Raw genomic sequence first — 13,237 nt, forward strand, 5'->3', positions numbered from 1 at the left:
TTAAAGTTGGAAGTTGACCGCGGCGCGGCTCTCCTATGACGTTCTGCAAGAAATGGGAAAGAAGATCATGCAAGTGGATCAGACCAATCTTAAAACAATTACTCCGCATTTCGGAATCGCTGCGGTATTTGCGCTGGGAGGGTTAGTGGTGTGCATTCCGTTTGGTCTCGTCCTCTGGTATTTCGCTAACATGGCTAGCTGGGGGGACGGCTCCACCGGTAACGCGATAGGTAATCCTACATTAGTTGCGATCCTGCTGATTCTACCGTTGGCGCTATATTTCGTTCTTGGTTTTGCCGCTGCCATATCGACTAACCAGAGAGTGCGGAATATTCTTTACGTGCTCGCGACCGTCCTGATCATAATTATTTCGCTAGTTCTGGGTATCGCAATCTTAGCAACATTTCCACTCGCGATTGTTGGGATACTTGCGATCGCGGTCGCATTCTCAGTTATACTGAGTAGGCTAGTAGTCGAAGCACCGAAGAAAGCAGAACAAGGCGGAGATGGCGACGCCGAACCCGCCGTCCGATCAAATTTGAGCTTTTCACCGGCGCGCCATTCCTTTAACGTTAGCGGGTTGGGGCTAGAGTCTACGCTCATCCTAAAGTGAACTCTGTTAGTGGCTGATTCTTATGTCCGCTGAGTTTAATCTGGCTCTCCCCTTCTCTCTGCCACTGGCTTGGGTTCTGCCGAGTCTCCGTTCGTAGGCAGTGGCTTTAGTTCCGGCTATTTGCTTACGTATTTCCGTAGTTTGGATACTTTACGTCGTCGCTTCGCTAACAAGTCGCAGATGGTGACGTCGTTTCACCCCTATCATCAATTCGGATCTCGCCACGGCGCACCATTGCTATTACGTTAGCGGGTTGTGGCTGGAGTATTCGCTCATCCTAAAGTGAACTCTGTTAGTGGCTGATTCTTATGTCCGCTGAGTTTAATCTGGCTCTCCCCTCCTCTGACACTTGCCTGGGTTCTGCCGAGTCTCAGTTCGTATCCGGTGGCTTAGCTTTCGGCTATTTGCTTATGCGTTTCCGTAGTTTGGATACTTTGCGTCGTCGCTTCGCTAACAAGTCGCAGATGGTGACGCCGTTTCACCCTTATCTTCAATTCGGATCTCGCCACGGCGCACCATTGCTATTACGTTAGGCAAAGAAATTAATACTTGTGAGTGACCTCTACAACAAGGTTCGGAACCGGTGGGTGAATGACGGAGCAAGACTAGCTAATCCAACTGGTTCTGCAGACATCGCAAATCGATTTGTGACAGCAGGTCTTGCCGTCGCATCCGACTTCGTTGAGTTCTACGCGGTCGTGGGAGGAATGGCCGAATACCAGACGGATCAGGATCTGTGGTCTTGCTGGGACATCGACCAGATTATAACCAAGTCGGCCAGATACTCTGGTGATGGAGTTCCATTTGCAGACTGGATGATTCATTCTCATATTCACCTAGTTCGACGCGAGACTGACTCCAGATCTTCTGTGTGGGTTGACCATTTTTCGGACGTCCCTATCGAGAAGGTTGCTGATTCCTTCGACGATTTCCTAGATCGGTATTTGAAGAAGGATGAGACAACCCTAATCTATTTTGACGAGCCTACGATCACAGATCGGAAGAAGCCTAACAAGTCGGAGATGGCGACGCCGAGGAAGCCTTCTGATTAAATTTGAGCTTCACCCCGGCGCCGCCGTTCCTATAACGTTAGCGGGTTGCGGCTGGAGTCTTTGCCATACTTAAGTGAACTTCGCTTGTGTATGATTCTTATATCCGTAGAGCTTAATCTGGCTCTCCCCTTCTCTGCCACTGGCCTGGGTTCTGCCGAGTCTTCGTTCGTATGCAGTGGCTTCGCTTTCGGCTCTTTGCTTATGTATTTCCATAGTGTGGATACTTTACGGCGTCGCTTCGCTAACAAGTAGCAGATGGTGACGCCGTTTCACCCCTATCATCAATTCGGATCTCGCCACGGCTCACCATTGCTATTACGTTCACCAAGAAAATATGAAAGAAATCATCATGCAAACTACTTGGATGATAATAGCGTTATCCTCTATCGCCTATGCAAACCCAATAGTTATTGAGGACAGACTACAAAAGAATCAAGAGAGTTGCGTTGTCGCGATTTCTGACTCCGTCGCTAATGTTTCCTGTTCGGTCAACTACCACAAGATAGGAACTGCCGTGCAAAAGTATTACATGAACGTACCAGTGTTTGTTTCACCTACATCTGACCACAATTCGAAAGATCTACATTCACTCATAGGTATGCGACTCGAGTGCGAAGGAAGTAGTGTTGTATTCCGAGGAGTTGTACTACGGATACCGGATGGCGAATTACCACCGTTGGATAATAAAGGGGATCAGGGATCAAAAACGCCTATGATTATTGATTTCTGCTATGAATTCGAGCCGCCGGATCAGGACGAATTTACTGTCGTTGCCTCATACAAGCAGCCCCTAATCGACGATAGTGCATACTATCTGCCCCTTTTTGAATATGGAGAAGTCGATGGTGATAAGGAGAACTTCACGATTACATTCTTCTCACTCAACGACTCAGAACTTGAATTGATGACATCGCACGAAGATCGACAGAAGGTCATGAACTCTCGCATCACTGTGAACCCAATCCACAATGAGACAATATCAGTAAGAACAAAAAAGAGGGAGAACAAGGCGGAGATGGCGACGCCGAGGAAGCCGTCTGATTAAATTCGGGCTTTAAACCGGCGCTCCGTTCCTATGACGTTCTGCAAGAAATGAGCCTTTCGATTGGTGCTAACATTTACGGATTCGTCATCGGCGGTTCGTTGTTCTTGTTCCAGCTTGCCGTATTTGGAGCGCACCAACTCCTGAACAGTGAGTCGCATCCAGACGTTGCGGCGATTATACTCTGGTCATTCGTTGGCTTCGTTTCCGTGGTTTTCGCTGTCGCCATCTTATTCTGGGTTTCCAGTGTCACTCTCGTTTATCCTGCATCATTAATTTATAGGGCTTACGAATTGGAGCGAAGGTAGGCGCATTTGTTGGTGGTCTAGCGGCTGGATTGCTTTGTTGGCTCATGCTTAATAGCCCGGGAGTGGGAACCAATACGCCATGGCAAATCTATTGGTCGTTTCTCTCAAGCTCTCTCATTACCGGATCTATCACTGGATATGTGCTTGGTCAGATAACAACAGAAAAGCAGAACAAGGCGGAGATGGCGACGCCGATGAAGCAGTCTGATTAGATTGGGAATTTACAACGCCGCCGCCATTACTATAATATTCTGTAAGAAATGAAGATAATCTTAGTAGCTGCCTTTGGGATCTTCATTTTTGTTCCTGCGTGCAAGAATCCTAGTTCCTCCTCGACAGATACATTACGAATAAACATCGACTCCAGCGAAACGCTTGATTTTCAACGTTTTTTAGAAGCGATAGCATTACTGATAGGTGAGGAGAGGAATTCTATCGTTTCACTTGATGTGACTGGAGAGACTACCTTGTCTTTCCGTTCCACTAAGGATTTCCGCTTTGATCCGGTCTTCATTCATGTATTGCAGGACAGAGTCGCAATGGGCTCCGGGTCTGGGAGACACTTGGTGACAGTCGACGAGCTGGGAGGAACTCTTGAGCTCCTGGCTCAAGCAGCTTCAAGTTCGGGATCAGAAGGATTTATTTTGATGGCTTCAGAAGAACAAGTTCCATTACAGTTCGGACTAGAAGTATTGAATGCTGTTAGCGGAGCAGGAATTCCGAATGTCATGCTTATTACCCCAGACTTACTAGAAGCGCCCCGTTCGCGCGTCACGGAGAAGCCTTCCCCACCAACGGCAAACAACAAGAAGCAGAACAAGCCGGAGATGGCGGCGCCAAGGAATCCGTCTGATTAAATTTGAGCGCTACCCCGGCGTGCCGTTCCTATAACGTTCTCCAAAGAAATGAAGACTCCTTCCGTGAGAGCCAAACCCTCGAAGTTGCGTCGTCTAATTAGAGCACTATCATTTCTCTTGGGATTAATTATCGTGATTCCAGCTCTATGGATTGCAGGCGTGAACTTATTCATTGGAGATTACAAAGCATTGCTGCCGAATCATCTCGATAGAGAGAATTTTATTATTGGAATTACTGTCCTTTATGGTGTGTTGCTGCTCATCCCACGACACCTTATAAAATACAATGCTGTGACATTAGGAACATTTTTGCTGACTGCCGCCGTATTTTTCTGGCGCGGAGTAGATGGCATCCGACATATTTTAGGCGAAGGGTACTTTTCCTCAGCATTTGATTGGCTGGTAATCCCACTTTGTGTCGCCTTAGTTGTTACCATCTGGAACGGTATCGAGATAATCACAAGGGAGAACAAGTCGGAGATAGCGACGCCGAGGAAGCCGTCTGATTAAATTTGGGCTTTACCCCGGCGCGCCATTCCTTTGACGTTCAGTAAAGAAACATACAATGGATCCCCAACTAATTTTTCTGTGTATTCTCATCGGCGGGATTCACTTTATCTCGACGCTTTCCTACGGAGTTCGAATAGCTGGCATACGGACTGGTCGCCTTGCGCTTAGTTTGGCGTTGTTCAACGTCCTGGTTCTTTTCTCCCGAAGCTCGAACTCAATTCTTGCGCCTCTATTATCCAAGCGCATAGAGACTGGTTTTGTTCTCAGCCAGATTCCACCTGCAATGGACTTTCGGATCTTACTTCTGTCCGCCACCATAGCTACTTGCTTTGCGGCATTCATAATTCCCAGCTTTCAGAGGCTCGCGGTTGTATCGATTGGCTCTTATGAACGGAAGCGTTCGATGTTGTCTCTCCTTACTTCGATTTTTGGATCGACTTTCTGGAATGCGCTATGGCGGAGTCTTTCAATGCCCAGAAGAGAGAATCTAGTTTTCTTCTACAAGATTCGGGGTGTTTCGATCAAGATCTTCATCATGAACGCGATAGGCATTGGGCTAATTTCAACCGGTGTCTTCTGTTCGCTTTACGCTGGAACCTTGGAGCCCGAACTTAGACTGACAGCAAGTAATTTGTCTGCTTCGGTCAATATGTGTGGAACGTTAATCCTTTTTGGAGTCGTTGATCCATATTTTTCGTTTATGAGTGATCGCGTATCTGGGGGAGAGCAATCGGAGTCCGAATTTCGACAGGCAGTTGCAGCTATGACTTCGAGCCGTATCCTCGGGACTCTACTTGGGCAGGTAATTTTGATTCCAGGTGCAACAATTATTGTATGGATTGCGACCAGAATTTGACCAAGATACCAAGAAACCGAACAAGTCGGAGATGGCGACGCCGAGGAAGCCGTCTGATCAATTTTGAGCTTCACCCCGGAGCTCCATTACTATAACGTTATCCGGAAAATATGAAAACAAGACTCGCTGCATTTATCCTGATTTTCAGCACATTTACTCCATCAATTGCGGAGGAAGTGAAGCCTTTAGTAATCGTAAACGCCCCTGAGACCTGGAAGGTCGAATTCCAAGGTAACAACGTTCTCCAAGTCTACTCCGTCACACGCAAGGAAGGAGGTCTAGCCTCACTGCAATTTACACGCTTTCCAGGCGACATTAAGACTAAACAAAATTTAGAAGATGTCGAGATTCGTGCCGCGAGTTTGCTTGCTCTAGCTGAAGGTCAGAAACATTTAACTCTTAAAAGTTTAGCTCCAAAGAACAATGATTTCAAAAGAGGAGAGATACACGGCGATGCTTTTTCTGGAAGGTTCGCGAAATTTGAGATGGAAGGCGAATTATACAAGATTCTATTCATTATCGGGGATAGTGAGCAAAATTTTCCTGGAGAATTTATAGGCAAGGAAGAGCATTGGTTCGAGGCTCTATCCATTCTCCAGAAACTGAAGAAAGGCTAACAAGTCGGAGATGGCGACGCCGAAGAAGCCGCCTGATTAAATTTGGGACTCCACACCGCCGCCGCAATCCCTATGACTTACCGCGAGAAATTGTGAAGATCTCACCAAATATTTCACACACGTGATCCGTCCGAACTAAACCTATGAAGAAAACAATACTAGTCGCAGCCGTTTGCCTCTTTTCCCTGCCGACCTACGCTCAGACCAGAGTTCCTCGTACTGTTGCACCCCCTGGGGTCGTCAGCGCACCCACAGCAGATTCTGAACATGGTTCAGGACTGACCAGCAATCTTTCGGTTCTGCTTGAAGGGAGTATTACAGCTGATTCGGTCGTAGATCTCTCACTTACAGGATCCGGACCGAAGTTCAGTGCAGAACAGATTCTGGAAGACGAGACCATCCTGCACACGGAATACTTGATAGCTACCAGTGAGAGAGGATACAGCGTGGCTTATGCGGTAGCGGCGCGTGTTAAGGTGAAAACCCGAACCGCCAATGACCAGAAAACGGCAAATTTCGAGTATCGTGATGTGTCGATAACTGGCAACGTCATTTGTTCGTTGAATGAACCCATAGTTTTGATTCGCAATGGTGCGAGGTCATTGCAACTCACAATTAAAAAAGAAGCAGAACAAGGCGGAGATGGCGACGCCGAGTAAACCGTCTGATTGAACTGCGAGTTCACACCGGTGCCGCCATTCCTATAAGATTCTGCGAAAAAATGAAGATCACAAAATACATCTCCCTCGTTGTCCCAAGTCTCATGATCGGTGCAATACTCGGCGGTCTATTCGTAGGTCGCTACACATCCGGTGTTTCGAACAACGAAATGGTTTCTTGGGGCGTCGACAGAATGGTTCATTTGTTTCTGCTTTCCGAAGGGAAGTCCGATCATGTTGTCGACATTAATATGAAGATCTTAGAGGACTCGATTACAAAGACAGATTACCATTCCCAATACTCTGGAGCTGAAGCGGAGGCGTCTCTCATGGCAAGTTGGATCCCGAAGATTTACTCGAATTTAGACAGGAAGATGCCGGAACACGTCTCTGCCTGGGTTACCAATCACGAACGAAAAACACAAAACTAGGCAAAGATGGCGACGCCGCGGAAGCCAACTGATTAAATTCCGGCTCGTCACCGAGAAGCCACCATTCCAATAACGTTCTACAACGAAATGAAATACCTCCGTTATATCTTCATAATTGCTCTCGTCTTGCATTCCGGGCTGCTGATCAAGGGTATCGTGTCACCTGAAATAACCTTCACGTCAAGGGGTGCGACAGAGCTAAGTAGTTCGGAAGTAGATCCTCAACTTCAGGCGAACGCAATATCGGCTTATCGGACGAAGTCTTACCATTGGCTTTCACTGACTGGACTAATCTTGTCTGGCTGGGTGTTTCTCAGACGGAAGAAGATCGTTTTCACGTTGGCCGCCGGTTCATTAGCCCTCTTGAGTTACATAATTTTCGACAGTATCAGAGGTCTCGGTTATACGATGAGTCAGTCGATGGACGCCGCTTCACAGGGGTATGGTTTACCAATATTCGGTTGGAATTGGTTCTACCTGGTTGCTTTGGCAGCCCTTCTCCTTACGACGATGAAGAAAGCAGAACAAGGCGGAGGATCCGGCGCCGAACCCGTCGTCTGAACAAATCGGGAGTTGACCGCGGCGCGTCCCACCTATGACGTTAGTTAAAGAAATCTAATTATGCGACGCCGAATAAAACTCATCGCGCTCTGGTTACTTCTCACGGGCGTTCTCTGGTGTCTCATTATTTCCACGGTCATTTGGCGTTTTGGAACCCAAGACCAGGCGAGGCAATCCGACTGCATCATCGTTCTTGGAGCGGCCGTGCAAGGAGCGAATCCATCACCAGTGTTTGCAGAGCGAATCCGTCACGGTATCCACCTTTACGATGAAGGCTTCGCGCCAATTCTCATCTTCACTGGTGGGTATGGCGATGGACAGAAGCATTCCGAGGCTAGCGTCGGGAGATCCGGCGCGACAAAAGATGGAATACCCGTCGCAGACATTCTAGTCGAGGAGCGGTCTCGAACCACGCAGCAGAATTTGTCGGAGGCCGCGTCAGTGATGCAGAAGCATGGTTTGGAGTCAGCCATAATTGTCAGTGATCCTCTCCACATGAAGAGAGCGAAGATGATGGCGGATGACCTAGATTTCGACGCGGCTTCTTCGCCAACCCCCACGTCCCGATACCGCTCCCTCAAGACCAAGCTTGGATTCCTAGCTCGAGAGCTTTACTTCTTCCATCACTACTTCATCACTGGCAACTAGTGAACAAAAAATGGCTAACAATGCGGATATGGCGACGCCGAGGAAGCCGTCTGATCAAATTGGGAGTTTGCCCCGGCGGCGCCATTCCTTTAACGTTCTGTAAAAATATGCCTGTACGAATCATCATAATCCTAGCTCTCATCGTCAGTGGTTGTGCAAGCAGTTCAAGTTCGGATGATCTACCAGTCGCAACAACATCGTACGTTAACACTAAATACTCCAGGCGATTGACCCAGTTAATCGACAAGATAGAGAGCGGCGACCTAGCAGCTTGGAATGAGTATAAGATCTCGGGCGAGGATACTGACGGTGAGAATGCTGAGACATTCGGAGTTGGTTGTGCCGAGATTTTGATCCGTGATCCCACCTTTTATTTGAGGCGCCACCTAGCGGGTGACTCCCAAGCAATTCCTTTGGCGATCAAGGGCTATCGATGCTGTGGCAGCACAGGGCGGGATATGATAGATCAAGTTTACGACAGAAGGATTGAGATTGAGGCCAACCCTAATCGCAGAGAATTGATTTCCGGGTTCGTATCCCTTTCAACTACTATGCAATAATAATGAAGCAGAACAAGGCGGAGATGGCGACGCCGAGGAATCCGTCTAATTTGATTCGGATCTTTTCACCGGCGCGCCATTCCTATAACGTTCTGCAAGGAAATGAAGATCACAAGCCCGCATTTTCCATGAAGTTAGGTCATCTACTTATCAGTCTCGCATTATCAAGTTTCGCTCTTCACGCGCAGCAAGATCCAAAGCCGCCGTCGGTTGCGAAAGAGAGGAGGGATAATTTCACGGCAGGAGACAGACAAGAACTCTTATCTCCGACTGCGGCACTTGCAATCGAAGAGCAAGACATCCAGCTGCTAGAACATTTGCATCCAGCGGGGTGGAATCCAAGCGCACCGCTTGGAAGAATGCCAGATCCACGGAATAATATGAAGTTGACTCCTCTGACCTTGGCAGTGACTGGAGGGAAAGAGCGTAGTTTGCACTGGCTTCTGAACACCTGCAAGGTGTCGGCTGAGGCTAGGGATCTTTACGGCATGCGCGGAATCGATTGGATGACCTCTGAGATTGAATTTGGCGATGATGACAGCTCTCCCGATTTGGCGATAGTGAATCTGCTTAAGCGCGACGCTCGCCCTGTCGAGAAGGACGCGCTGAGCCAGTTAATACACAATATTTCCCAAAAGTCAGGTCACGCTATGCGTCTTCACAGCGTCAATGACGAGAAGCCTGGGGCAATATGGGATAATTTCGAAGAAGCCTTGAGCATGGAGCAGCGCGAAGAAAGAGAAAGGAATGCACCGAATGATTCCGAGGACACGGATCAGAACTTAGAAGAGAAGACTACGAAGGCTGTCGATGATCTCACAATTCAATGGACGCGAATTGACGATAATGCTTTTAAGTTCAGCTTTACCACTTCAAGCCACGCGATGTCTGGTGGCGGAATGAGTGGACACATTTATATCAAGTATGGCTATTGGTTAAGCAGCGTTGAGAACTCATGGGACAATTAGACGAATCACGAAGAAGCAGAACAAGGCGGAGATGCCGACGCCGAGGAAGCCGTCTGATTAAATTCGAGCTTCCCACCGGCGCCGCCATTCCTTAGACGTCCGCCAAAGAAATTGAGACGCAAGTTATGAATTCCTACCAGTCATGACCCTCGCGGTCGGAGCTAACCTCTACGGGTTTATAGTGGGCGGTTCACTGTTCTGTGTGCAGCTCATCGCGATAGGAATATTCCAACTTTTTGTCGGCGATACTCGTATGCATGGCCTAGAGGAGCCGACGTTCGTATTCATCGCGGGGATCAGCGTGCTTCTTATCGGAGCGATCGGCCACTTTCTTGTCTTGGCTATCCTTTTCTGGCTCACCAGTGTTATAATTGTCTTCCCATTCTCGCTTCTGGTGAAGGCGCTAAGCGTTCCTCGATGGCTTACGGGTATAATTGGCGGGTTAATCGCTGGTTCAATCTGTTTCTTTTTCTTGGATAGTCCAGGAGTCGGCGACAATATTCCTTTAATGGTTTGGATTTCATGTCTGTCGAGCTCAATAATTACAGGTGCGGTTACTGGATATACGCTGTCTCAACTATCAAACAACAAGGCGGAGATGGCGACTCCGAACCAGACGTCTGATTAAATTCGAGCTTTTCCCCGGAGCGCCATTCCTTCAACGTTAGGCGAAGAAAAAAGACGATGGCACGAGACGACTTTTCAGCAGCGGTGAAGCGAATCCTCGCAGACCGGGCGGCATATCGATGTAGCAACCCTGACTGTTCGAAGATCACTATCGGTGCATCACTGGAAGATCAATCGAAAGCTATCAGACCTGGTATCGCAGCACACATCAAGGGTGCAAGCATTGGAGGTCCACGTTACGACGCAACCCAAACTGGAGAAGAACGATCCTCGGCCAGCAACGGCATTTGGTTATGCGGAGGATGTGCGGGAATGATCGACAAGAATGACGGAATTGACTTTTCAGTTCTTCTGCTTAGGCGGTGGAAGGAGGATCATGAATTACAGACTTTCACCGATCTCTCCAAAGGAATAATTGATTTCGGACTTACGGGCTGGTGCGAAGAGTCTGGCGGAGCGTGGAAGCTTTTCGTGAAGAATCCGACAATGGTTCCGTTTTACGATTTAGTTGTCTCTGGATTCAAGATGGAGAACTGCAACGAGCCTTTCGCTGATATCGAGATCGTCTTCGGAACGGTTCCTCCGAGGCAGACTATGGACGACACGACAGAATATAGCCGGTTGCATAGTGACATGTTTGGGCACCCTATGGTTGAGCTCGAATATACGGACTCCGAAGATAAGCACTGGAGGCGAGATCGCTTCGGCAAACTCACCTCGATACCACATCGTCGACCATTCGATTAAGAAGCCTAGCAAGGCGGGGATGGCAACTCCGAGGAAGCAGTCTGATTAAATACGGGCTTTACACCGGCGCGCCATTTCTATGACGTTCTCCAAGAAATGAATAGATCCAACAAACCAGAATATTCCATACGGAGTTGGTTACTCGATTTGCGGAAGAACGGCCTCGCGAAGCATTCATACGAGGCACGCGCGAAGACGACCGAATGGAAGTCAGCCTTATTCCTAGGCATTGGTTTCGTTTTGCTGGGTCTCTTCCAGATGTGGGCTTTTAGAGAAGGCCTAACAGAATGGTGGCGAGTCGTTAGCCTTTCCTACGAGGAGGTTTCTAAGACACCTTACTTGCCAATTTGGACATCCGGACGTGGAGCTATGGGTGCATTGTTTGTTGTGGCCGGCTTATCCTGGGTTCGCACTGGCTTCGAACGGAAGAAGCAGAACAAGTCGGAGATGGCAACGCCGAGGAAGCCGTCTGATTAACTTTGGACTTTACACCGGCACGCCATTCCTATAACGTTCTACAATAAAATGAAGACCATCCTACTGCTTCTGCTCGGCTTTCTTCTCGTATCCTGCGACAGATTTAATCGTGACGAACTGATAAGTCGGAGCTTCGACGCAGATCTTGGGGCACTCACAGCAGGAAGGAAGACCGATTACTCAGACGGACTCTTACTGGTGCATGGCGTTACTGATAGCGATCCCTTGTATGCGCAATTTTTCTCGAAGTCGTTCAGCAAAGGCGAAGTTCACCTTTCATTCGGAGACACCCAGTTTAACTCCAAAGACGTGGGTAAGATTCGTTATCGACTACTTGATTCATTCGATGGATACACGAAGACCATATTCTACATTCCGAGCCGTAAGATTCTTGGATTCGGATTCTCAGACGGACTTCTCAACTAGCTAAAAAACAACAAGCAGAACAAGGCGGAGATGGCGACGCCGAGGAAGCCGTCTGATCCATTTTTAGCTTTTCACCGGCGCCGCCATTCCTTAAACGTTCTGCAAGCAATCCAGATATGCACCTAGACTCACACGAATCGCCGCCAGAGGTGTTCCGCCGGGTATGGTATCGTCCCAAGATCCGGCCGTGGAGTTTAGTGGCTTACCGGGACATAGGAACATTGACGGTAACGCCAGACCGAATCGATTTTCGCGGAAGATATGACCACATCGTGCTAGACACGGTTGAAGGATTGGCTTTCGGAACAGTCGGATATGATTTCCTGAACAATTGGGTTCAAGTGAGGAGCAGAGATCTCGAGGTTTGCTTCGCTGATGGTAGCTGGAGCGGATGGAAAGATCCGTTCTATAAAAGCACACGGAAGATCCTTAGAGCGATTATTGATAAGTATCCAGAGAAGAAAGCCTAGAACTGACAAACAAAAGAGGCAGAACAAGTCGTAGTAGGCGACCCCGAATCAGCCGTCTGATTTAATTAGAGCTTTTCCCCGGGTCGCCTATACTCTAACGTTCTGCAAAGAAATGAAGACCAAACCGAAAGCGTTGAAGATAGCGGCGGGCGTTCTTCTAATGCTTGTGCTGATTGGTTTGTACGGAATCATTTTTCTCGCTCGACCGCTTCTTCCGTCCGATGACTACGATGTCACGGCCACTATAGATGGCTCCACCGTTGAGGCGAAGCTATTGAAGGCATTTCCATTCGGGTCATACTACATCCACATCGACACTAAATCTCCAGGACAGTTGAATTGGTTCGGCGTGGCTTTTGGTCGGAAGTCCGTATTCAGCCCCGTCGGCATCTACACGTCTAAGCTAGGTTTTATCTACATGCACGCAGATCAAGACAAAGGTGTTGTGCTAACCGATGGAAAGATCGAAGATAATTGGACAGTGGATTTCACCGCTACTGGGACAACATTCCAGAACAGCTCAACGGCCGTAACCCTTAAGAAATAAAACAAGATAGAGAACAAGGCGGAGGAGCCGACGCCGAACCAGCCGTCTGATTAAATTAGGAATTTCCACCGGCGCGGCCATCCTATGACGTTGGCGCGACTTATGGCTTTTTGCCGATATCTCCTTTGCCTGTTATTTCTCCGTGTTTGCCCGTGTCTCGGCACCGAGCCCATCACAGGTTTTCTTTTTCCCCTCCATTCTTGGGGTGCATCCGTTTTCCGGGGCCGATCTAGTTATTTAGACCCTTCCCCTTCTGGGATT

At 48.3% G+C, this 13,237-nt stretch carries 19 protein-coding genes; all 19 read left to right on the top strand.

What is annotated here, in order from left to right; genetic code table 11:
- Positions 1–52 precede the first annotated feature (52 nt).
- The 19 genes from AAGA79_RS09085 (at position 53) to AAGA79_RS09175 (ending at position 12,976) form a co-directional block, all read left to right on the top strand.
- Entirely contained in the window at positions 53–613 is a 561-nt protein-coding gene (locus AAGA79_RS09085; RefSeq protein WP_411825477.1) for a hypothetical protein, read from the top strand.
- Positions 614–1,164: 551 nt separating this feature from the next.
- The gene (locus AAGA79_RS09090; protein WP_411825478.1) at positions 1,165–1,665 is read left to right on the top strand and encodes a hypothetical protein; all 501 of its coding nucleotides are present in this window, start codon (positions 1,165–1,167) and stop codon (positions 1,663–1,665) included.
- 334 nt (positions 1,666–1,999) lie between these two features.
- On the top strand, positions 2,000–2,710 hold the full coding sequence (locus AAGA79_RS09095) for a hypothetical protein (RefSeq protein ID WP_411825479.1): 711 nt from the start codon (positions 2,000–2,002) through the stop codon (positions 2,708–2,710).
- A gap of 349 nt (positions 2,711–3,059) precedes the next feature.
- Positions 3,060–3,227: a hypothetical protein gene (locus tag AAGA79_RS09100; protein WP_411825480.1), complete on the top strand. Its 168-nt coding sequence runs from the start codon at positions 3,060–3,062 to the stop codon at positions 3,225–3,227.
- 48 nt (positions 3,228–3,275) lie between these two features.
- Entirely contained in the window at positions 3,276–3,872 is a 597-nt protein-coding gene (locus AAGA79_RS09105) for a hypothetical protein (RefSeq protein ID WP_411825481.1), read from the top strand.
- 48 nt (positions 3,873–3,920) lie between these two features.
- Complete coding sequence (locus AAGA79_RS09110) at positions 3,921–4,382, top strand: hypothetical protein (protein ID WP_411825482.1); 462 nt, start codon at positions 3,921–3,923, stop codon at positions 4,380–4,382.
- Between the two features lie 55 nt (positions 4,383–4,437).
- Positions 4,438–5,238 carry a lipid II flippase family protein gene (locus AAGA79_RS09115; protein WP_411825483.1) on the top strand — a complete coding sequence of 267 codons (801 nt, stop codon included), beginning with the start codon at positions 4,438–4,440 and terminating at the stop codon, positions 5,236–5,238.
- 110 nt (positions 5,239–5,348) lie between these two features.
- Entirely contained in the window at positions 5,349–5,855 is a 507-nt protein-coding gene (locus AAGA79_RS09120; RefSeq protein WP_411825484.1) for a hypothetical protein, read from the top strand.
- 143 nt (positions 5,856–5,998) lie between these two features.
- Positions 5,999–6,514 carry a hypothetical protein gene (locus AAGA79_RS09125; protein WP_411825485.1) on the top strand — a complete coding sequence of 172 codons (516 nt, stop codon included), beginning with the start codon at positions 5,999–6,001 and terminating at the stop codon, positions 6,512–6,514.
- A gap of 62 nt (positions 6,515–6,576) precedes the next feature.
- Complete coding sequence (locus AAGA79_RS09130) at positions 6,577–6,945, top strand: hypothetical protein (protein ID WP_411825486.1); 369 nt, start codon at positions 6,577–6,579, stop codon at positions 6,943–6,945.
- An 87-nt stretch (positions 6,946–7,032) separates the two neighbouring features.
- Positions 7,033–7,506, top strand: coding sequence for a hypothetical protein (locus AAGA79_RS09135; RefSeq protein WP_411825487.1), 474 nt, complete (start codon positions 7,033–7,035; stop codon positions 7,504–7,506).
- Between the two features lie 60 nt (positions 7,507–7,566).
- On the top strand, positions 7,567–8,154 hold the full coding sequence (locus AAGA79_RS09140; protein WP_411825488.1) for a YdcF family protein: 588 nt from the start codon (positions 7,567–7,569) through the stop codon (positions 8,152–8,154).
- Positions 8,155–8,261: 107 nt separating this feature from the next.
- Positions 8,262–8,714, top strand: a complete 453-nt coding sequence (locus AAGA79_RS09145; protein WP_411825489.1) for a hypothetical protein — start codon at positions 8,262–8,264, stop codon at positions 8,712–8,714.
- Positions 8,715–8,716: 2 nt separating this feature from the next.
- Entirely contained in the window at positions 8,717–9,682 is a 966-nt protein-coding gene (locus tag AAGA79_RS09150) for a hypothetical protein (protein ID WP_411825490.1), read from the top strand.
- A 142-nt stretch (positions 9,683–9,824) separates the two neighbouring features.
- Positions 9,825–10,310: a hypothetical protein gene (locus tag AAGA79_RS09155; RefSeq protein ID WP_411825491.1), complete on the top strand. Its 486-nt coding sequence runs from the start codon at positions 9,825–9,827 to the stop codon at positions 10,308–10,310.
- 56 nt (positions 10,311–10,366) lie between these two features.
- A complete protein-coding gene (locus AAGA79_RS09160; protein ID WP_411825492.1) occupies positions 10,367–11,056 on the top strand; it encodes a hypothetical protein in 690 nt (229 codons plus the stop codon).
- Between the two features lie 96 nt (positions 11,057–11,152).
- Positions 11,153–11,533, top strand: coding sequence for a hypothetical protein (locus AAGA79_RS09165; RefSeq protein ID WP_411825493.1), 381 nt, complete (start codon positions 11,153–11,155; stop codon positions 11,531–11,533).
- 48 nt (positions 11,534–11,581) lie between these two features.
- Positions 11,582–11,959, top strand: a complete 378-nt coding sequence (locus AAGA79_RS09170) for a hypothetical protein (protein WP_411825410.1) — start codon at positions 11,582–11,584, stop codon at positions 11,957–11,959.
- Between the two features lie 582 nt (positions 11,960–12,541).
- A complete protein-coding gene (locus AAGA79_RS09175) occupies positions 12,542–12,976 on the top strand; it encodes a hypothetical protein (protein ID WP_411825494.1) in 435 nt (144 codons plus the stop codon).
- Positions 12,977–13,237 lie beyond the last annotated feature (261 nt).

It is taken from the genome of Luteolibacter sp. AS25, from assembly GCF_046736275.1.
Lineage (GTDB): Bacteria > Verrucomicrobiota > Verrucomicrobiia > Verrucomicrobiales > Akkermansiaceae > Luteolibacter.